Source organism: Micromonospora trifolii, from assembly GCF_022229005.1.
GTDB classification, from domain to species: Bacteria; Actinomycetota; Actinomycetes; order Mycobacteriales; family Micromonosporaceae; genus Micromonospora; species Micromonospora trifolii.
Genome location: NZ_JAKKFD010000003.1, coordinates 149,060 through 169,149 on the forward strand (window position 1 = coordinate 149,060; position 20,090 = coordinate 169,149).

The 20,090-nt window shown below is 71.4% G+C and carries 14 protein-coding genes; 7 read left to right on the top strand and 7 right to left on the bottom strand.

The genetic code is table 11. The features are described from left to right. Positions 1-7 precede the first annotated feature (7 nt). Complete coding sequence (locus NIE79_RS03390; RefSeq protein WP_238677140.1) at positions 8-1,627, bottom strand: ArnT family glycosyltransferase; 1,620 nt, start codon at positions 1,625-1,627, stop codon at positions 8-10. Between the two features lie 173 nt (positions 1,628-1,800). On the opposite strand from NIE79_RS03390, the gene NIE79_RS03395 reads away from it, so the two are divergent. Beyond that, positions 1,801-2,841, top strand: a complete 1,041-nt coding sequence (locus NIE79_RS03395) for an App1 family protein phosphatidate phosphatase (RefSeq protein WP_238677141.1) — start codon at positions 1,801-1,803, stop codon at positions 2,839-2,841. Between the two features lie 7 nt (positions 2,842-2,848). Here NIE79_RS03395 and NIE79_RS03400 read toward each other — a convergent pair whose 3' ends face one another. Continuing rightward, positions 2,849-3,496 (bottom strand): TetR/AcrR family transcriptional regulator, encoded by a 648-nt coding sequence (locus NIE79_RS03400; protein ID WP_238677142.1) that lies wholly within the window; start codon positions 3,494-3,496, stop codon positions 2,849-2,851. A gap of 83 nt (positions 3,497-3,579) precedes the next feature. Here NIE79_RS03400 and NIE79_RS03405 point away from each other — a divergent pair, with 83 nt between their 5' ends. Further along, complete coding sequence (locus tag NIE79_RS03405) at positions 3,580-4,575, top strand: alpha/beta fold hydrolase (RefSeq protein WP_238677143.1); 996 nt, start codon at positions 3,580-3,582, stop codon at positions 4,573-4,575. A 43-nt stretch (positions 4,576-4,618) separates the two neighbouring features. Here the strand turns inward: NIE79_RS03405 and glgB are convergent, their stop codons facing one another. Then, positions 4,619-6,721: a 1,4-alpha-glucan branching protein GlgB gene (gene glgB, locus NIE79_RS03410; protein ID WP_238677144.1), complete on the bottom strand. Its 2,103-nt coding sequence runs from the start codon at positions 6,719-6,721 to the stop codon at positions 4,619-4,621. Further along, a complete protein-coding gene (locus NIE79_RS03415) occupies positions 6,709-8,982 on the bottom strand; it encodes an alpha-1,4-glucan--maltose-1-phosphate maltosyltransferase (protein ID WP_238677145.1) in 2,274 nt (757 codons plus the stop codon). The genes glgB and NIE79_RS03415 overlap by 13 nt, the downstream gene beginning before the upstream one ends. Positions 8,983-9,190: 208 nt before the next feature. Here NIE79_RS03415 and NIE79_RS03420 point away from each other — a divergent pair, with 208 nt between their 5' ends. Further along, positions 9,191-10,135, top strand: coding sequence for an inositol-3-phosphate synthase (locus tag NIE79_RS03420; RefSeq protein ID WP_238677146.1), 945 nt, complete (start codon positions 9,191-9,193; stop codon positions 10,133-10,135). A 12-nt stretch (positions 10,136-10,147) separates the two neighbouring features. Here the strand turns inward: NIE79_RS03420 and glgA are convergent, their stop codons facing one another. Further along, positions 10,148-11,365 carry a glycogen synthase gene (glgA, locus tag NIE79_RS03425; protein ID WP_274523523.1) on the bottom strand — a complete coding sequence of 406 codons (1,218 nt, stop codon included), beginning with the start codon at positions 11,363-11,365 and terminating at the stop codon, positions 10,148-10,150. A gap of 70 nt (positions 11,366-11,435) precedes the next feature. Here glgA and glgC point away from each other — a divergent pair, with 70 nt between their 5' ends. Next, on the top strand, positions 11,436-12,668 hold the full coding sequence (gene glgC, locus NIE79_RS03430) for a glucose-1-phosphate adenylyltransferase (protein ID WP_238677147.1): 1,233 nt from the start codon (positions 11,436-11,438) through the stop codon (positions 12,666-12,668). A 31-nt stretch (positions 12,669-12,699) separates the two neighbouring features. Further along, positions 12,700-14,337 carry a phosphoglucomutase (alpha-D-glucose-1,6-bisphosphate-dependent) gene (gene pgm / locus NIE79_RS03435; RefSeq protein WP_238677148.1) on the top strand — a complete coding sequence of 546 codons (1,638 nt, stop codon included), beginning with the start codon at positions 12,700-12,702 and terminating at the stop codon, positions 14,335-14,337. A 72-nt stretch (positions 14,338-14,409) separates the two neighbouring features. Here pgm and NIE79_RS03440 read toward each other — a convergent pair whose 3' ends face one another. Further along, on the bottom strand, positions 14,410-16,287 hold the full coding sequence (locus NIE79_RS03440) for a nucleoside-diphosphate sugar epimerase/dehydratase (RefSeq protein ID WP_238677149.1): 1,878 nt from the start codon (positions 16,285-16,287) through the stop codon (positions 14,410-14,412). A 163-nt stretch (positions 16,288-16,450) separates the two neighbouring features. Next, positions 16,451-17,377: an NAD(+)/NADH kinase gene (locus NIE79_RS03445; RefSeq protein WP_238677150.1), complete on the bottom strand. Its 927-nt coding sequence runs from the start codon at positions 17,375-17,377 to the stop codon at positions 16,451-16,453. A gap of 135 nt (positions 17,378-17,512) precedes the next feature. On the opposite strand from NIE79_RS03445, the gene NIE79_RS03450 reads away from it, so the two are divergent. Both NIE79_RS03450 and NIE79_RS03455 read left to right on the top strand, forming a co-directional pair. Continuing rightward, positions 17,513-18,835, top strand: coding sequence for a hypothetical protein (locus NIE79_RS03450; protein ID WP_238677151.1), 1,323 nt, complete (start codon positions 17,513-17,515; stop codon positions 18,833-18,835). Next, positions 18,832-20,088, top strand: coding sequence for an MATE family efflux transporter (locus tag NIE79_RS03455; protein ID WP_238677152.1), 1,257 nt, complete (start codon positions 18,832-18,834; stop codon positions 20,086-20,088). The genes NIE79_RS03450 and NIE79_RS03455 overlap by 4 nt, the downstream gene beginning before the upstream one ends. The last annotated feature ends 2 nt before the right edge of the window (positions 20,089-20,090 follow it).

Sequence of the window (20,090 nt, forward strand, 5' to 3'; positions counted from 1 at the left end):
CCAGCCCCTACCGCCAGGGCCGCACCGGGGTGTCGGGGTGGTAGACGCGATAGCCGCCGACCTCGCGCACCGGCGCGGCGTCGGCCCGGTCGGCGAGCAGCCGGCGCAACCGCCGGTCCATCGGCGAGTCGACCTCCACCACGTAGCCCGGCCGCTCGGCCCGTCCCACCTGCCGCCAGTACGGCCGGTAGCGGTTCTGCCCCGGCGACAGGTCCCCGTCGAGCACCCCGCAGACCACCGACTCATCCGTGTTGAAGATCAGTCGGTTGCAGGTCCAGTAGTCCCCGTACACCTCGTGGGGTCCGTCGGCGCGCAGCGCGGCGGCCAGCTCCCGGGCCTGGCGCTCCTCGGTCCGCGACGCCGCGGTGCCGGTGGCCGCGAACAGCACGGTGATCACCAGGGTGGTCACTGTCAGCGCCGCCAGCACGGCGGCGGACAGCGCGCCGGCGAACCGCCCCAGCACGCTGCTGGTGCCCCGCCACGCGGTCAGCGCCGCCACCCAGAGCGGCCAGAGCACCGCCGGCAGCGACAGTTGCAGCACCGACAGGTAGCGGGCGTTGTCCAGCGGGCTGGTCGCGGCGAGCGGGCTGCGCACATACGACAGCAGTGTCAACGCGGCGCCGGCGACCAGCGCGAGCTGCACGACCGGCCCGACCCGCTCCCCGCGCAGCACCCCGGCGGCGCGACGGTACGCGAGCACAGCGAGTGCCGCGGCGGCCAGCAGCAGCAGCGGGTACAGCACGCCGAACCACTGTTGCCAGCGTCCGCAGCCGTCCACCGGGCAGAGCCCGTGCGCCAGCGGCACCCCCTCCAGCAGGCCGCCCCGGATCCGGTCGGACCACGGCGGCTGCGGCCCGGCCTTGGTGCTGACCTCCCGGAACACCGACAGTGAGTCCTCACCGGCCCCGGCCCGCAGGTTGTCCACGATCATCGGGGCCACGCCGACAACCAACCCCGCCACCAGCAGCAGACCGGACCAGCCGAGCAACTCCCGCCGCACCGCCCAGACCAGTGCCAGGCCGGCCACCGCGAGGTACGGCAGGATCAGCCAGTCCGACCAGACGGCCAGGCCGACGAGCAGCCCGAACAGGCCGATCGCCAGTCGTCGGCGGTGGACAGTGCCGGCCGCCAACCCCACGGTGATCAGCAGCATCAGCAGCACCGCAGGCTTCACCTCCGGCCGCCCACCGACGACGGTGAGCTGGTCGCGCACCACCCGCTCCGGCCCGAGCGCGAGCAGACCCACAACGAAGGCGGCGAACCACGGGGTGCCGAGCCGGCGGGTCAACCGGTGGATCAGGTAGAGGAAGATCGCGTACAGCGCGAGCATCGGCAGGCGCAGCACCGGCCAGCTCGGCCCGAACACCGCCACCAGGGGAGCGGCGAGGTACGACTCCAACATCCCCATGTAGTGCTGGCCGTAGAGGAAGACCGGGTGTTCCCGGCCCTGCCCGATGTGCAGTGCGGCGAGCCCGAAGGTCGCCTCGTCGCTGTTCGACACCGGCACCGTGCACAGCGTCAGGACCAGCCGGTAGACGACACCGACGAGCCCGAACAGCAGCGCGACGAGCGCCGGCCGATCGAGTCGCGGGCGCCATCGCCCACGGTGCTGCTCTGGATGCGACACGACCAACGCCCCCGTCGTCGTCCCGACCGGAGTGTTTCACGTTCGGCCGGACCGCCGAGGGGGATCGGCCCAGCCGGGGTGGGCTGGACCGGCTCCACGACGGTCGGCCGGCGGCGGCGCAGCCGGGGTCGGCTCGCGTGGCCGTGGCTGTCGACGTGTGGCAGGGTTGGCGCGTGCCACCCACTCCCGCCGGCCAACTGGCCGTTCCGAACCTGCACCGGGCTGCGCGGATCGAGGACGCCGTGCACCAGCTCGTCGAGCGCCGGCTGCGGCGCACCGGCTGGCGGGTCAACATCGTCGCGTACACCGGCTATGGCGCGCCGGGCTGGGTGCGGGTGATGTGTCGGGTGCTGCTGGGCCGTCCGGACACCCGCCAGCGGGGTCGGCTGGACAAGGTCCGCGGCTGGCGCAGTTTCACGACGCTGCCGAACAAGCACGTCACGGTGACCATCGAGGCCGGCGGGGTGCGACACGAGACGCGGGCCGACCGCAGTGGCTTCGTCGACACCCTGGTCGAGGCGGACCTGCCGCCCGGTTGGGGCACCGTCCGGCTCAGTGTCCCGGACGCCGAGCCGGTCGACGCCCCGGTGCGCATCCTCGACCCGGAGGTCAAGTTCGGCATCATCTCCGACATCGACGACACGGTGATGGTGACCGCGCTGCCCCGGCCGCTGCTCGCCGCATGGAACACGTTCGTGCTCGACGAGCACGCCCGCAACGCGGTGCCCGGCATGGCGGTGCTCTACGAGCGGCTGGTCACCGCGCACCCCGGCGCACCGGTCTTCTACCTTTCCACCGGCGCGTGGAACGTGGCGCCCACGCTGACCCGCTTCCTGTCCCGGCACCTCTACCCGGCCGGGCCGCTGCTGCTCACCGACTGGGGCCCGACCGCCGACCGCTGGTTCCGCAGCGGCATGGAACACAAGCGGGTCACCCTCGCGCGGCTTGCCCAGGAGTTCCCCGACGTGCGCTGGCTGCTGGTCGGCGACGACGGCCAGCACGACCAGGAGATCTACCGGGAGTTCGCCGCCGCCCACCCGGAGAACGTCGCCGGGGTGGCGATCCGCAGGCTCTCCCCGACCCAGTCGGTGCTGGCCGGCACCCTGCCCGCCCCAGCCGGCCGCCCGTCGTCGGGGCCGGTGGGGCAGAAGTGGCTGTCCGCCCCGGACGGCGCCGGCCTGTGGCAGCTGCTCCGCGACGCCGGCCTGGTGTGACGGCCGGTCAGGACGACGGATCCCCGGCGTCCTGCGGTGCGGTGCCGAGGGACCGGCGAAGCATGGTGACCAGTTCCTCGGCTGCGTGACGGCTGTCGAAGTCGGGGTCGGCCAGGCACTCCGACACGATCGCGTCGATGGCCCCGTTCACGATGACGGCGGTGGCCTGCGGGTCGACGCTGGGCCGGTAGTCGCCGGCCGCCCGCGCCGCGTCGATCAGACCGGCGACCGCCTCCCGCCGACTGCGCGCGTTCGGCGTGTCACCGATGCCGGTCTCCTCGCTCAACGCCTCGACGATCATCCGGGTGTGGTCCGGGTGGTCCCGCAGGTACGCCACCAGGGACCGGACGTAGGCCTCCACAGCGGACGCACCGGCTCGCGCCCCGACTTCGGCGCCGACGTACCCGGTGAGGGACTCCAGGACCGAGGCGTAGGCGGTCCGCACGACAGCGTCCTTGGACGGGAAGTGGTAGAGGACGGCGGCCTTGGAGATGCCGGCCCCCTCCGCGATCCGGGCGAGTGAGGTGCCCCGATAGCCGTGCCGGGCAACCAGATCGATTGTCACGCCGATGAGTTGCGCCCGTCGCGCCTGCTCGGTGATCGTGAGTGGCTTGGTGGCGCGGACCTGCGCTGACGCGGTGTCGTTCGGGTGCACCCGCTTACCGTACCGGCCCCTTCGCCCGCCACTTCCTGACCTGACGGTTGTATTTTCTACCATGCGGTTAGTAATCTGACCTCATGGTGATGAAGGTCGTGCGGAGGATGGGCGGATTCCTGCGAGCGCATCGACACCTCCTGATCCGGGCCGCCGCTGTGCTCGTGGTGATCACGGTGGCGATCGCGTACGCGCTGCGCGACCCCGCACCAGTCGGCTACTTCACGTCGGCGGAGTCCCACGATCGTTTCGTCGGTGCGTACCGGGAGGCGATGGAGCAGTTGCCGGCCCCCGACCGCACGCTCGACGTCCGGACCGGACACGGCGTCGTCCGGGTCTACCACTTCAGCGGCGGCACCGAGCCGGCAGCCGCGCCCCTGCTGCTCCTGCCCGGCCGGGCGTCCGCGTCACCGGTCTGGGCGGACAACCTGCCGTCGCTGCTGCTGTCGCGCGACGTCTACACCGTCGACCTGCTCGGTGAGCCGGGCATGAGCATCCAGCAGCGCCCCATCAAGGACGCGACCGCGCACGCGCAGTGGTTGCACGAGGTCCTGCTGGCGCTGCCCGAGCCGACCATCCACCTGGTCGGCGTGTCGTTCGGCGGTTGGACGGCGATGAACCTCGCGGTGCACCGGCCGCAGAAGGTGGGGAGCGTCGTGCTGCTCGATCCGGTCCTGGTCTTCGCTGGTCTGTCAGCGGAGGTGGTGCTGCGGTCCATCCCGGTCAGCGTCCGCTGGGCGCCCCGATCCTGGCGGGACAGCTTCACCAGTTGGACGGCGAACGGCGCCCCGGTGCAGGACGTACCGGTCGCCCGGATGATCGAGGCCGGCATGCAGGCGTACGTGATGAAGCTGTCCGCCCCGACCCGGCCGTCCGAGGACCAGCTCGCGGCGGTGGACGTCCCGGTGCTCGTGCTGATGGCGGGAAAGTCCCGGCTGCACGACGCTGGCGAGGCCGCGAAGCTGGCGGAGCGGTCCCTGACCCACGGCACCGTGAAGACCTACCCGGATGCTTCGCACGCCCTCAACGGCGAATACCCGAACGAGATAGCCGCCGACATCTCCGCGTTCCTCAACTGACCGGCGAATCCTCGTGGACGTCGGCCGGCGTGACCGCGCCGCCTCAGCCCTGCCGCAGCCAGACCGCACCCAGCGGCGGCACCTGAAGGGCCGCCGAGGCGACCATCCCGTGCCACGGCACGTCCTCGGCACGCACCTCGCCCAGGTTGCCCACCCCCGACCCGCCGTAGTGGTGGGCGTCGGTGTTGAGCACCTCGGTCCATGCGCCGCCGGCCGGTAGGCCGATCCGGTAGTCGTGCAGCGGCTGGGCGGAGAAGTTCGCCACGCACACCAGCGTCGAGCCGTCCGGGGCGATCCGGACGAACGACACGGTGTTGTTGGCGACGTCGTCGCCGGCGATCCAGCGGAACCCGGCCGGCTCGGTGTCCTGAGCCCAGAGCGCCGGGGTGTCCCGGTAGACCCGGTTGAGGTCGGCGACGAGTCGTTGCACGCCGGCGCGGGCCGGGTCGTGCAGCAGGTACCAGTCGAGGCCGCGCTCCTCGCTCCACTCCCGGTCGTCGGCCAGCTCGGAGCCCATGAAGAGCAGTTGCTTGCCGGGGTGGGCCCACATGTACGCCAGCAGCGCCCGCACGTTCGCCAGCCGCTGCCAGGTGTCGCCGGGCATCTTGCCGGCCAGTGAGCCCTTGCCGTGCACCACCTCGTCGTGGCTGATCGGCAGCACGTAGTTCTCGCTCCAGGCGTACGCCAGGGAGAAGGTGAGCTGGTGGTGGTGGTGCTGGCGGTAGATCGGGTCCTTCGAGGTGTAGAGCAGGGTGTCGTGCATCCAGCCCATGTTCCACTTGAACCCGAAGCCCAGCCCGCCGTCGGCGGTGGGGCGGGTGACCCCGGGCCAGGCGGTGGACTCCTCGGCGATCATGACGACGCCGGCGTGGTGCTTGTAGACGGTCGCGTTCACCTCCTGCATGAGCGCGATGGCCTCCAGGTTCTCCCGGCCGCCGTACTTGTTCGGGGCCCACTCGCCGTGGTTGCGGGAGTAGTCCAGGTAGAGCATCGAGGCGACCGCGTCGACCCGCAGCCCGTCGACGTGGAACTGGTCGCACCAGTAGAGCGCATTGGCGACCAGGAAGTTGCGGACCTCGTTGCGGCCGAAGTCGAAGACGTACGTGCCCCAGTCGGGGTGCTCGCCGCGTCGCGGGTCGGGGTGCTCGTAGAGCGGGGTGCCGTCGAACCGCGCGAGGGCCCACTCGTCCTTCGGGAAGTGCGCGGGCACCCAGTCCAGGAGGACGCCGATGCCGGCGGCGTGCAGCTGGTCGACGAGGTGGCGGAACTCGTCCGGGTCGCCGAACCGGGAGGTCGGCGCGTAGTAGCCGGTCACCTGGTAGCCCCAGGAGCCGCCGAACGGGTGTTCCATCACCGGCAGGAACTCCACGTGCGTGAAGCCCAGCTCGGTGACGTACGCGGTGAGTTGCTCGGCCAGCTCGCGGTAGCCCAGGCCGGGTCGCCACGAGCCGAGGTGCACCTCGTAGACGCTCATCGGTTCCTGGTGCGGCTGCCGCTCGGCCCGCCGGGCCAGCCAGTCCGCGTCGTTCCACAGGTACGTCGAGTGGTGCACCACCGAGGCGGTGGCCGGTGGCACCTCGGCGTACGCGGCGAGGGGGTCGGCCTTGTCCCGCCACTGCCCGTCGGCGCCCAGCACCCGGTACTTGTAGCGGGCCCCGACCCGGGCGTTGGGGACGAACAGCTCCCACACCCCGCTGGAGCCGAGCGACCGCATCGACCAGCCGTCGTCGGGGCCCCAGCCGGTGAAGTCGCCGATCACCCGCACCCCACGGGCGTTGGGTGCCCAGACGCTGAACGCCACGCCCTCGTCGAAGACGCGGGCGCCGAGCGCCTCCCACAGCCGCTCGTGCCGGCCCTCGCGGATCAGGTGCAGGTCCAGCTCACCGAGGGTCGGCGGGTAGCGGTACGGGTCGTCGTGGGCGGTCCCGTCGACCTCCACCCGGTAGTCGAGCACTGTGCCGTCGACCTGCGCCTCGAAGACGCCCACGTCGTGCACCCGCTTCATCGGGTGCCGCTCGTCGCCGACGAGCAGCGCGACGTCGCCGGCGCCCCGGCGCATCGTGCGGATCGTCGTCGAGCCGTCCGCGGGGTGCGCGCCGAGCAGCGCGTGCGGGTCGTGCGTCGCGCCGGAGATCAGCTGGTCCATCGGTCGTCCTTCGGGGCGGGAGCGGTCGGCGCGGAACGGGACGAGCGGGCGGCGGCCGAACGGGCGGCGGACAGCCGGGACGCCACAGTGGCCGGGGTCGTCGTGGCCGGTGTCGTGGCGGCCGGGGTCGTGGTCGCCGGGGTCGTCGTGGCCGGTGTCGTGGTCGCCGGGGTCGTCGTGGCCGGTGTCGTGGTGGCCGGTGTCGTGGTGGTGGCCGGGGTCGTCGGCGCGGTGCCGCCGGACAGGTCGTCCGGCACCTCGGCGACGGTGAGGTCGGCCGGCTCTGCGCCCGCCGGCTGCGGCTCGGTCGGCGGGGTGGGGCGACGCACCGTCAACACGTGCGCGGGTTGCAGGTACGGGTCGAGCCGCACCGCGTTGCGCTGACCCCAGTCGTAGCTGGTGCCGGTCAGCTCGTCGTGCACAGTGAACCGTTCGTGCCAGTCGAAGCCGAGCGCCGGCATGTCGAAGGTGGTGTTGCCCCACTGCACCTCGCGCGAGTCGAACGAGCAGATCACGATGACCGTGTTGCCGGTCTCCGGGTCGTGCTTCGACCAGCAGAGCAGCGCCGGGTTGTCGATCTCGTGGAAGCGCAGGTTACGGAGCTGGTGCAGGGCCGGGTTGTCGTGGCGTACCCGGTTGAGGGTGGCCAGGAACGGCGCCAGCGAGCGGCCCTGCGCCTCGGCGCCGGCCCAGTCCCTCGGCCGCAACTGGTACTTCTCGTTGTCCAGCAACTCCTCGGCGCCCGGTCGGGCCACGTGCTCGAACAGCTCGTAACCCGCGTACAGACCCCAGGAGGGGGAGAGCAGCGCGGCCAGCACCGCCCGGATCTTGAACATCGGCGGGCCGCCGTGCTGCAACGACTCGTGCAGGATGTCCGGGGTGTTCGGCCAGAAGTTCGGCCGCATGTAGTCGGCCGCCTCGATCAGCTCCTCGCAGTACGCCCGCATCTCGGCCGCCGTCGTGCGCCAGGTGAAATAGGTGTACGACTGCGTGAAACCGATCTTGCCGAGGCCGTGCATGATGGCCGGCCTGGTGAACGCCTCGGCCAGGAACAGCACGTCCGGGTCGACCGCCTTCACCTCGGCGATCAGCCAGTGCCAGAAGTCGAACGGCTTGGTGTGCGGGTTGTCCACCCGGAAGATCCGGATGCCCTCGCCGACCCAGTGCAGCACCACCCGCAGCACCTCGGCCCGGATGCCCTCCGGGTCGTTGTCGAAGTTGACCGGATAGATGTCCTGGTACTTCTTCGGCGGGTTCTCCGCGTACGCGATGCTGCCGTCGGCCCGGGTGGTGAACCACTCCGGGTGTTCGGTGACCCAGGGGTGGTCCGGCGCGCACTGCAACGCCAGGTCCATCGCCACTTCCAGGCCCTGTGCCGCCGCCGCCTGGATGAAGGCCCGGAAGTCTGCCGGCGTACCCAGGTCGGGGTGGATCGTGTCGTGGCCGCCCTCGGCGGCGCCGATCGCCCACGGCGAGCCCACGTCGGTCGGCCCGGCGGTGAGCGCGTTGTTCGGGCCCTTGCGGTTGACCCGGCCGATCGGGTGGATCGGCGGCAGGTAGAGCACGTCGAAGCCCATTGCGGCCACCCCCGGCAGCCGCTCGGTGGCGGTCGCGAAGGTGCCGGACCGGCCACCCGCCGCGCCTTCGGAGCGGGGAAAGAACTCGTACCAGGCCGAGTAGAGCGCCCGCTTGCGGTCGACCCAGATCGAGTACGTGTCACCGGCGGTGACCAGCTCCCGTACCGGGTGATCCCAGAGCAGGTCGGCCAGGGCCAGCGCCCTGTCGACCCGCTGCGCCAGCGGCAGGTCGGTGTCGACCAGCGCGGTGAGCGCGTCGGCGACCCGGGGCCGGTCGGCGGTCGGCACGAGATCCTGGGCGGCGGCGAGCACCCGCGCGCCCTCGGCCAGGTCGTTGGCCAGGTCCTCCGGCCCCTGCCCGGCGGCGATCTTCTTGGTCACCGCGTTCTGCCAGGTCAGGTACGGGTCCTGGAACGCCTCCACGGAGAAGGTCCACGGGCCGACGGCGTCCGGTGCGATGGTGGCGTGCCAGCGGTCCTGGCCGGGCTCGCCGGGGCGCATCCGGGTGAACGGCCGGCTCGCGCCGTCCGGACCGGCCCACACCACGTTGCAGCCCAGCGCGTCGTGCCCCTCCCGGTAGGCGCGGGCCGACACCGGAATGGGCTCGTCGACCACCGCCTTGGCCGGGTATCGCCCGCACGAGACGACGGGGGAGACGTCTTCGATCGGGAACCGTCCAGTCACCCCGCCAACCTACTGCGCGAGATCCGTTCGCGCGCGGCCAAGCCGTCAAGATCCACACCGGTTCAAGGAAAGCGCGGTGTCGGCGCGCTCAGGATGCGGCGGTTTCCGGAAACCCGAGTAGATCTAGGTAGGGCGAGAGGTCCTCCGGTCCTGATGGCGGACCCGTTCGGGGCGGACCGCCGAACCGGAGGTGACGTAGCCTCCGGCCATGATCGAACGGGTGAAAGTCGCGGTTGTCGGCGTCGGTAACAACACCTCGGCACTGGTGCAAGGGCTTGCTCTCTACCGCCAGAGCAGCAGCCTGGTCGGAATCCGCAGGCCGATGATCGACGGGCTCGGGGTGGGGGACGTCGACATCGTGGCGGCCTTCGCCACCTCGGCGGAGAAGATCGGTCGGGACCTGACCGAAGCGATCTTCCTGGTGCCCAACAACTTCCCTCGGCTGGACTGCGACCTGCCCAGAGCGGGTGTGCCGGTCACGAAGGGCCTGGTCGACGCGAGCGAGGTGCAGCGGGTGGCAGCGGCGCTGGCCGGGGCAGAGGTGCTGCTCTACTCGGCGCCGAGTGGCCGGCCGGAGACCGCCCGGGCGTACGCCGAGGCAGCCCACACGGCGGGCGTCGCCTTCATCAACACCACAGCCGACCCGGTCGCCCGCGATCCGCACCTGCTGGACAGGTTCGAGGTAGCCGGCCTGCCGCTGATCGGCGACGACCTGGCCAGCCAGTTCGGCACCTCGGTGCTGCACAACGCGCTGCTGCGACTCCTCAAGGAGCGGGGCCTGACCCTGGTCAGCTCCTACCAGGTCAACCTGGGCGGCACCGAGGACTTCCGCAACCTGGTCGAGAACCCCAACACCAAGAAGCAGTCCAAGCTCAACGCCCTGTCCGGCGCTGACAGCGTCGCTGTGGCACCGCTCGGGTACCTGCCGCATCTCGCGTCACAGAAGGTGGCGCACCTCAACCTTGAGGCGCAGGGTTGGGGTGAGACATCGGTGAGCCTCGACGTGAAGCTGAAGGTGCATGACCCGAGTGGCGCCGCGGGGGTCAACATCGACCTCATCCGCATCGCCGCGAGCGCGCTACGGAACGGGCGTGGTGGTCAGTGCGCCGAGGCGACGTCGTTGCTCAAGTCGCCGCCGGGGACGGCGATCTGACGTCCGTCTGCCTCAGGCCGCGCCGACGGAGCGGTAGACCTCCAGTGTCTGCCGGGCGATGGCGTCCCAGGAGAAGTGCTGCACCGCGCGCCGCCGGCCGGCCAGGCCGAACCGTTCGGTGCGCGCCGGGTCGGCGAGCAGCGTGTTGATGGCGGCAGCCAGGTCGGCCACGAAGCGGTCCGGGTCCAGTGGGGTGCCCGAGCCGTCGGTGACCTGCTCGATCGGCACCAGCAGGCCCGTCTCGCCGTCGGCCACGACTTCGGGAATGCCGCCGGTCGCTGTCGCCACCACTGCCGTCTCGCAGGCCATCGCCTCCAGGTTGACGATGCCCATCGGCTCGTAGATCGACGGGCAGGCGAAGACCGTGGCGTGCGTGAGCACCTGGATCACCTCGGGCTTGGGCAGCATCTCGGCCACCCAGACCACGCCGGAGCGGTTGGCGCGCAGTTCGGCGACCAGCCCCTCCACCTCGGCGGCGATCTCGGCGGTGTCCGGAGCGCCGGCGAGCAGGACGAGTTGGGTGTCCGCCGGCAGCTCCCGGGCGGCCCGCAGCAGGTACGGCAGCCCTTTCTGCCGGGTGATCCTGCCCACGTAGACCACGCTGGGGCGGGACGGGTCGACGCCGAGCCGGTCGAGCACGTCGGTGCCCTGATCCGGGGCGTACTGAACGGTGTCGATGCCGTTGTAGACCACCCGGACCCGGTCGGGGTCGATCTGCGGGTACGCGGTGAGCACGTCGTTGCGCATCCCGCCGCTGACCGCGATCACCGCGTCGGCGGCCTCCATCGCGGTGCGCTCGATCCAGGAGGAGAGCGCGTAACCGCCGCCGAGCTGCTCGGCCTTCCACGGCCGCAGCGGCTCCAGGCTGTGCGCGGTCACCACGTGCGGCACCCCGTGCAGCAGCTTCGCGGTGTGGCCGGCCAGGTTCGCGTACCAGGTGTGGCTGTGCACCACGTCGGTGCCGGCCGCGCCGGCGGCCATCTCCAGATCCACGCCCATCGTGCGCAGCGCGGCGTTCGCGCCGGTCAGGCCGGGCGGTTCCGGGTACGCGGTGACGCCCGGCTCGGTGCGCGGCAGGCCGAAGCAGTGCACCCGCACGTCGGCGAGGCGGCGCAACTCCCGAGCCAGGTACTCGACGTGCACGCCCGCGCCGCCGTAGACCTCCGGTGGGTACTCACGGCTGAGCAGATCGACGCGCAGGGATCCGGTGGCCGGGGAGGAGTCGGTCATGTGCGCACCCTAGTGCAGAAGACTCCCCGTACGAGTGGTGAAGTGGGACGCGGGTGGATAGCGTCGGGGCATGGCTGCCAAGGTGCTCGCGATCGTCCTGGCGGGTGGGGAGGGCAAGCGCCTGATGCCACTCACCACGGATCGGGCCAAGCCGGCCGTCCCGTTCGGCGGGATGTACCGCATGGTCGACTTCGTCCTCTCCAACCTGGCCAACGCCGGCTATCTCAAGATCGTCGTGCTGACCCAGTACAAGTCCCACTCCCTCGACCGACACATCACCAAGACCTGGCGGATGTCCACGCTGCTCGGCAACTACGTCACCCCGGTGCCCGCGCAGCAGCGTCGTGGCCCGTGGTGGTTCGCCGGCTCGGCCGACGCCATCTACCAGAGCTTCAACCTGATCAACGACGAGCAGCCCGACTACGTGATCGTCTTCGGCGCCGACCACATCTACCGGATGGACCCGCGGCAGATGGTGGAGGACCACATCGCCTCCGGCGCGGCGGTGACCGTCGCCGGCATCCGCCAGCCGCTGTCGATGGCCGACCAGTTCGGCGTCATCGAGGTCGGCGAGGACGGCAAGCGGATCCGGGCGTTCCGCGAGAAGCCCACCGACGCGGTCGGCCTGCCGGACGCGCCGGACGAGATCTACGCCTCGATGGGCAACTACGTCTTCACCACCCGGGCGCTCTGCGAGGCTGTCGAGCGCGACGCCGAAGACAAGTCCAGCAAGCACGACATGGGCGGCAGCATCATCCCGATGCTCGTCGAGCGCGGCGATGCCAACGTCTACGACTTCCGCGACAACGAGGTGCCGGGCAGCACCGACCGTGATCGCGGCTACTGGCGGGACGTGGGAACGCTCGACTCGTTCTATGACGCGCACATGGATCTGATCAACGTGCACCCCGTCTTCAACATGTACAACTTCGACTGGCCGATCTACACCGAGCAGCCGCCGTGGCCGCCGGCGAAGTTCGTGCACCAGTGGGGTGAGCGGGTCGGCCGGGCGGTCGGCTCGATGGTCTCCCCGGGTGTGGTGATCTCCGGCTCGCTGGTGGAGAACTCGATCGTGTCGCCGAAGGTGCGGGTGCACTCCTGGGCGCACGTCGAGGGCTCGGTGCTGATGGAGGGTGTGGAGATCGGCCGGCACGCTGTGGTCCGGCGGGCCATCCTGGACAAGAACGTGTTCGTCCCGGAGGGCGTCGAGATCGGCGTCGACCTGGAGAAGGACCGGCAGCGCTACACCGTCTCCGACAACGGCATCGTGGTGATCGGCAAGGGCCAGAAGGTCGTGCCGTGACCGACAGGCACTCCCCGAGGAGGATCCCGCAGTGACCCACCCCCGTGCCGGCCAGCCCGCCGAGCCTGCCGACCTGGTCGACGTGCCGCGCCTGGTGACCGCCTACTACGCCGAGCATCCGGACCCCGCGGACCCGGCCCAGCAGGTCTCCTTCGGCACCTCCGGCCACCGCGGCTCCAGCCTGCGCAACGCGTTCAACTCCGACCACATCCTGGCGGTCACCCAGGCGCTCTGCGACTACCGGCGCGAGCAGGGGCTGGACGGGCCGCTCTTCCTCGCCCGGGACACCCACGCGCTCTCCGCGCCGGCCGCTGTGGACGCCCTCGAGGTGCTCGCCGCCAACGGTGTCACGGTGCTGGTGGACAGCCGTGACGGCTACACCCCGACCCCGGCGCTGTCGCACGCGATCCTCACGCACAACCGCGGGCGGACCAGCGGGCTCGCCGACGGCATCGTCATCACCCCGTCGCACAACCCGCCCGACGACGGCGGTTTCAAGTACAACCCGACGAACGGCGGGCCGGCCGACACCGACGTGACCCGGTGGATCCAGGACCGGGCCAACAGCATCCTCGCCGCCGGGCTCAAGGAGGTCCGCCGGATCACCTACGCGCGGGCGCGGGCCGCCGACACCACCGGGGAGTACGACTTCCTCGCCAACTACGTCGACGACCTGCCGGCGGCGATCGACATCGACGCCATCCGCGACGCGGGCATCCGGATCGGCGCGGACCCGCTGGGCGGGGCGAGCGTGGCGTACTGGGGTGAGATCGCCGAGCGGCACCGTCTTGACCTGACAGTTGTCAACCCGACTGTCGACCCGACCTGGCGGTTCATGACCCTGGACGGCGACGGCAAAATCCGGATGGACTGCTCCTCGCCGAACGCGATGGCGTCGCTGATCGCCGCCCGGGCCGACTACCAGATCTCCACGGGCAACGACGCCGACGCCGACCGGCACGGCATCGTCACCCCGGACGCCGGGCTGATGAACCCCAACCACTACCTGGCGGTGGCGATTCGTCACCTGTTCCGCACCCGCACCGAGTGGGGGCCGGCCGCCGCGGTGGGCAAGACCCTGGTCTCCTCGTCGATGATCGACAGGGTCGCCGCCGACCTGGGCCGGCCGCTGTTGGAGGTGCCGGTCGGCTTCAAGTGGTTCGTGCCCGGCCTGCTGGACGGCGCGGTCGGCTTCGGTGGCGAGGAGAGCGCCGGGGCGTCGTTCCTGCGGCGTGACGGCTCGACCTGGACCACCGACAAGGACGGCCTGCTGCTCTGCCTGCTCGCCGCCGAGATCCAGGCCACCACCGGCCGCAGCCCGAGCGAGCACTGGGCGGAGTTGGCCGAGCGTTTCGGCGCGCCCGCGTACGCCCGGATCGACGCCCCGGCCACCCGGGAGCAGAAGGCAGTGCTCGGCAAGCTCTCCCCGGAGCAGGTCACCGCCACCGAGCTCGCCGGTGAGCCGATCACCGCGACGCTGACCACCGCCCCCGGTAACGGCGCACCGATCGGCGGCCTCAAGGTCACCACCGAGTCCGGCTGGTTCGCCGCCCGCCCGTCCGGCACCGAGGACGTCTACAAGATCTACGCCGAGTCGTTCCAGGGCCCGGAGCACCTTCGCCGTCTCCAGCAGGAGGCCCAGGACCTCGTCACGCAGGTTCTCGGCTGACTTCTCCATCGCAGCGGGGCCGACGCCGGAAGGCGTCGGCCCCGTTTCCGCGAGGTCAGCGGGTCAGCGAGGTCAGCGGGCCAGCGGTATGCCCCCACGCCGTTGGGGGAGCGAGCCGTTCAGGTTGCCGCAGAGCCGGGCGAGCTGATCGATGACCTTGGCAGGTTCGTCGAACGGGTCCAGTCCACTGACCTCTAGGGGGTCCAGGACCGGAACGGTCACGTGCGAGATCAGCGGGTGCAGCGGTCGGTGGTCGGCCTCGCCCTGACCGAGCAGGTCCTCGTGCAGCTTCTCCCCGGGGCGCAGCCCGGTGTAGACGATCGGGACGGGGCTGGCCGCCTGCTCGACCATGCGGCGGGCGAGGTCGTCGATCCGGACCGGCTCGCCCATGTCGAGCACCAGCGCCTCCCCGTCGCGGCCGATGGCGGCTGCCTGGAGGACCAGGTGCACCGCCTCCTGCACAGTCATCAGGTACCGGGTCACGTTGGGGTCGGTGACGGTCAGCGGCTGCTTCGCCTCGATCTGCCGTTGGAAGGCGGTCACCACCGAGCCCCGACTGCTCAGGACGTTGCCGAACCGGACGCTCAGGAAGGTGCCCGGGTAGGTCGCCGCCGCGTGCGCGGTCAGCATCTCGGTGATGCGCTTCGAGTAGCCGAGCACGCTGATCGGGTCGGCGGCCTTGTCAGTGGAGATGTTGACGAAACGGGCGACGTCCCGGCACGCGTCCAGAACTGTGAGCGTCCCCCAGACGTTGGTCTTGACCGCCTCGCCCGGGTGCCGCTCCAGCAGGGTCAGGTGCTTCAGCGCGGCAGCGTGGAAGACGATCTCGGGGCGCCGTTCCCGCATGATACGGCGGATACCCTCGTCGTCCCGCAGGTCGGCGAGGATGAGTTCCGGGCCGTCCAACAGCGCCCGCCCGGTGAGCGACATCTGAAGGCTGTGCAGGGCCGACTCGTCCCGGTCCAGCATCATCAGCTCACCGGGGTTGGCGCGCATGATCTGCCGGCACAGCTCCGAGCCGATCGAGCCCCCGGCGCCGGTGACCAGAACGCGCCGACCGGTGAGCCCGTTGTCGTCCAGGGTCAGGTCGCCGACCACCTGGCGTCGGCCGAGCAGGTCACTGATCTGGACGTCCCGCACGTCGCTGACAGTGATCCGGTGATCCACCAGCTCCCGGACCGGTGGCAGGACCTTGAACGCCGCGCCGGTGCGCAGGGTCGCCTCCCGCACCTCGCGGATCAGCGTGGCGTCGGCGTTGGCCACCGCGAAGATCACGGTGGTGGCGCCGGTGCGGCGGATCACGTCGACGAGGTGCTGCCGGCCGCCCAGCACCGGGACGCCGGCGATGCGCAGGTCGTGTTTGCCCGGGTCGTCGTCGAGCGCGCCGACGGGCAGGTAGCGGCCCTTCGGGTCGCTGAGCATCGCGCGTACCAGCCCCTGCCCGGCCTCGCCGAGACCGAAGAGCAGCACCGGGGTCGCCGAGCGGGCGTCCGGTCGCATCGCACGGTCCCGTCGGTGGCGGTGCAGGAGACGGCAGCTGAGCATCAGCAGCAGCGCCAGCGCGGCACCGATCACCGGGGTGCTGGCCGGCACCGGACGTTCGCCCAGCGCGAGAAGGGCGACGAGGACGATCGCCGCCGTGGTGGCGGTGGTGCCGGCGAGCCCCCGAACCTCCTCGACGGTGCCGAGGGGCTGACGACCGGAACGAATGCGACGCAGTGCGCTGACGCCGACGTGCAGCACGGCGGCCCCGCCGCCGAGCAGTACCGCGTTGACCGCCTGATCGATGGTGAGAGCTAGCTCGTACCTCGCCCAGCCCGCGACGGTGAACCCGCCGACCCAGCCGAGGGCGTCGGCGGCGAGGAAGATGGCGGTCCGACGACGACTCACCCTGGCCCGGCCGGTGGCTGTTGATGTCGTTGGCTCAACCCGTTGTATCTCCGGCGGCATCTACGACTCCCTGTCCTGTCCGTGGCCGGGGGTGACCCAGGGCAGGTCAGGGGGCCACGTACGTCCCCTAACTGCTTAGCGGAATATGCGCCGCCGAATCCGGTTTTCACATTTCTATGACCGGTTGTCTGATTTAGTGTCGGGAATCCCGATGAGAGTGCCGTTACCGGTGAGGCTCTTCGCGGCGGCCGAGCTGGCGACGCAGGCTCTCGGGAAGCAGCTCGCGAAGCTGCTCCGGCAACAGGGGCAGATCCAGCAGCCCCAGCTTGAGCTGATTGCGTTCCTGGTGGCGGCGCGGATCGAGGCGGACCACCAGGCCGGCATCGTGGCGGTAGTGCACCTCCACCGCGCCCGTCGTCGACCGGTTGCGGATCACCCGTCCGTCGACCTCCACCGAGACCGGCCCGGACCCGGGGCGCAGATCCAACCGCACCGTCTCCTCCGGCGAGAGCACCACCGACCGGGAGATGCCGGCCATCGGAGCGCTCGGCGTCACCACAACGGCTCGCGTCGCCGGAGAGATCAGCGGTCCGCCGGCGGCGTAGCTGTAGGCCGTCGACCCGGTCGGGGTGCACACGACCACCGCGTCACAGCGGTAGTAGCCGTACTGTTGCCCGTCCACCGCCAGGGTGGCGCTGACGAAGCCCTGCCCCGGATGGCGGACCAGCGCGATGTCGTTGAACGCGACGACGTCGTCGCCGCAGACGGTGCAGGCCAGGCAGCTGTGCGCCTCGAGGGTGTACTCCCCGGTCAGCAGCCGGGCCAGCGCCGCCGGCAGCTCCGGCGGTTCGACCTCCACGAGGAACCCCAGCTTGCCCAGGTGTACGCCGAGCACCGGCTTCGGGTCGCGGACGGCCATCCGCAGCGCGCCCAGCATCGTGCCGTCACCACCGATGGCGATCAACATGTCCGACCCGGAGGCCAACTCCCCCTCCGGCACCGCCCGGACCGCCTCGGGCACCCGGTGCCGGTCCTGTTCGCGAACCGTCAGGGCGGCGTGGTGCTCGGCGGCCCAGGCCACGATCGTGCCCACCACCGGGGACACGTCCCGGGTGGGATGAAGCACCAGCCCGAGCCGGAATCGATCCATGTGCCCAGCTCATCACAGTTTGGGCGTCTGGCACGGGCCTACGCGCAACGACCGCGTACGCACGGGCGTTTCGCCCGGTCGGTTGGTTCGTTGGGGTCAGGAGCGACCAACCACATGCCAAAGGGGGCGCGCGCGATGACCTGGCCCGGGGCTGCCCTCGACCCCGGCGGGGCGACCGGTGCGACCGAGGCGCGGACGGCTCCGCCAACCGGAGATCGGGAGTCGGGTGCCCAGCGGGATCTCGTCGGTCGGGTGCTCCGCTGCTACCCGGTGACCGTCGTCGTGCTCGCCCCGTACGCGCTGCTCATCCTGCCGACGGCGGTCTTCTATCGGAATCCGGAGACCGGTTTCATCGTCTCCCTGGTCGGGCTCGCGTTGCTCGGCAGCGTCGCCGTCGAGACGATCGGCAGGTTGTCCGGACGCCCCGACCCGCGCTGGCGAGAGGGCTTCCGACGCGCCCACGCCCGGTATCCGTGGCTCTACCCGGTCGCCGTCGTGGTCACGCTGACCAGCGTCACCGCGAACGTGCTCGGAGCCCACCTCGGTCGGGGAACCATCGTCAACCAGGTCTCCGGTGACCTGTCCGACGGGCCGCTCGCCATGGTGAGCACGCTCTTCTCGGGCTGGACGGCCCTGGGCTTCGCGTTGCTGCTGGCCAGCCACCTGGGCGGTCGGCTGCCGCGGGCGAAGCTGTACGGCTGGCTGGCCGTCCTCGTCGGCGCGGAAATCTACGTCGCCGTGCTGACGGCTCTCACCGCGCCGCTGGTCGCGCTCGTGTTCTTCATGGCTGCCACCGGAGCGCTCTGCGGCGTCTTCCGACTGCGTTACCTGGTGGTCTGCGCGGTGGTGCTCTTCCTCGCGTGGCCGGCCGTGTTCGAGCATCGCAACGCCCTCCGGGAGGATCGCGGCGTCGCGGTGGACACCAAGGTCACCGCCACGGACCGACTGCGGCTGGACAGTCAGCTCAGCGTGGTGGCGGGCTTCGACGTCCCGGTCGACCTGGGCCAGCCCGGGGTCACCGACTACCTGCGGTACGGGTTGGTGCCCCGGGTGTTGGATCCGGACCGCCCGGTGCTCTCCACCGGGCAGCGGATCAACCAGTACATCGGCGGCGGGCCGACATCGGCCTACACCTTCCTGCTGCTGGGCAACATCTGGTTCTTCGACGGCGCGGTCGGCGTGGTGGCCGTGCACGCCTTCTGGGCTGCGCTGGCGGCGGTGCTGCTGCGCTGGCGGGGGCCGCCCGGCCCGATCCGGCTGAGCCTGTTCTGCCTGGTGCTCTTCGACCCGCTGCTCTGGTCCAACACCTACCCGGACTCCACAATCGGTTTCCTGCAACACGTGGTGGCGGCGACGCCGGTCTTCGTCCTCCTGGGGCTCAGCCGCCGCTCCCTGCACGGGGCCCGCAAAAACCCGGACACTCCTCGGTTGCCCACGGTCCCGGGCGCGCCCCGGTGACCGTGCGGGTAGGCCGGCACGCCGTCGGCCGGGCCAACGCCCCAGCCGGTCCGCGCACCGGTCGCCGTGCTCTGCTCGCGCTGGTCGTCGGCGGGCTCTCCAGCGGCGGCAACCTGCTGCTGGCGATCACCGTGACCCGACTGGAGTCGGTCGGCGGGCTGGGTCAGTTCGCCCTGGCCTTCTCGTTCTACATCGTCGGCTCCGGGTTGGTGCGCAGCACAGTTACCGACACGGTGCTGGCCACCGGGGCCGGTGTCGCGTCGGCCGCCCGGCGGGCGATCCTGCTCGGCCTCGTCGGTGGCTCCCTGGTCGGCGCGGCCGGCGCGGCGTACGGCTCGTCCTACCTGCTGTTCGCGGGCGTCGCCCTGCCCGGGTTGGTCCTCTACGACTACACCAAGGCGGTCGCCGTCGGCATCGGCGCTCCCTCGGCGGCGATGGCCCAGGAGATCGCCTGGGCGGCGCTCACCGGGTGTGCCGCGCTGGCCGGCCTGCTCCGGGTGATCGACACGCCGTACGTCTTCGCGCTGTGGGCCGTCGGCGGCGCTCTGATCGGTGTGGTCGTCGCGGCCCGGCGCCGGTACGCGCTGGTGCCCGGCTGGCGGGTCGGCCGAGCCGAGACCCGCGTCGCGGCGGGGTTCGGTGCGCAGTTCCTGCTGACCACCGGGTCGGCGCAGCTGGCGCTGACCGCTGTGGCGCTGGTCGCCGGCACGGCGGTGGTCGGCGCTTTGAGCGCCGGGCGCACGCTGCTGGGGCCGGTCAACCTGGTGCTGTCGACGGCGGCCACGCTGATCCTGCCGCAGTTGGCCCGCACCCGCGCCGAGTCCCGCGCGGTGCGGACGCGGGCGGCCGTCCGGCTGGCACTGCTGGTGGCCGCCGCGATCCTGCCGTTGACCGTCGCTGTCGCCCTGCTGCCGGGCGCGGTCGGCAAGGAACTGCTCGGCGCCAACTGGACGGTCGCCCGGAGCCTGCTGGTGCTGCTCGCGTTGGAGAGCCTGCTCGCCGTGCCGGCCACGATCGGCTTCGCCGGGCTGCGGGTCGAGCGGGCGAGCCGGCGGGCGATAGTGCTCGGCATCCTGCTCGGCGGGCTCCGCGTACCGGCGGTCGTCGCCGGGGCGGTCGTGTTCGGCGCGCCCGGCGCGGCCGCCGCACTGGTCCTGCTGGCCCTGGTCAGCGCGGTCGCCTGGGGCGGCAGCTATCTCCTGCTGCTGCGAGACCGCGCGGCCGACCGCCCACCGGCGGTCCAACCGGTCTGACC

Coding starts and splice junctions, on each gene's coding strand:
- NIE79_RS03450 (WP_238677151.1), top strand. CDS start 17,513: ATGACCTGGCCCGGGGCTGCCCTCGACCCCGGCGGGGCGACCGGTGCG.
- NIE79_RS03405 (WP_238677143.1), top strand. CDS start 3,580: ATGGTGATGAAGGTCGTGCGGAGGATGGGCGGATTCCTGCGAGCGCAT.
- NIE79_RS03420 (WP_238677146.1), top strand. CDS start 9,191: ATGATCGAACGGGTGAAAGTCGCGGTTGTCGGCGTCGGTAACAACACC.
- glgB (WP_238677144.1), bottom strand. CDS start 6,721: ATGGACCAGCTGATCTCCGGCGCGACGCACGACCCGCACGCGCTGCTC.
- glgA (WP_274523523.1), bottom strand. CDS start 11,365: ATGACCGACTCCTCCCCGGCCACCGGATCCCTGCGCGTCGATCTGCTC.
- glgC (WP_238677147.1), top strand. CDS start 11,436: ATGGCTGCCAAGGTGCTCGCGATCGTCCTGGCGGGTGGGGAGGGCAAG.
- NIE79_RS03440 (WP_238677149.1), bottom strand. CDS start 16,287: ATGCCGCCGGAGATACAACGGGTTGAGCCAACGACATCAACAGCCACC.
- NIE79_RS03445 (WP_238677150.1), bottom strand. CDS start 17,377: ATGGATCGATTCCGGCTCGGGCTGGTGCTTCATCCCACCCGGGACGTG.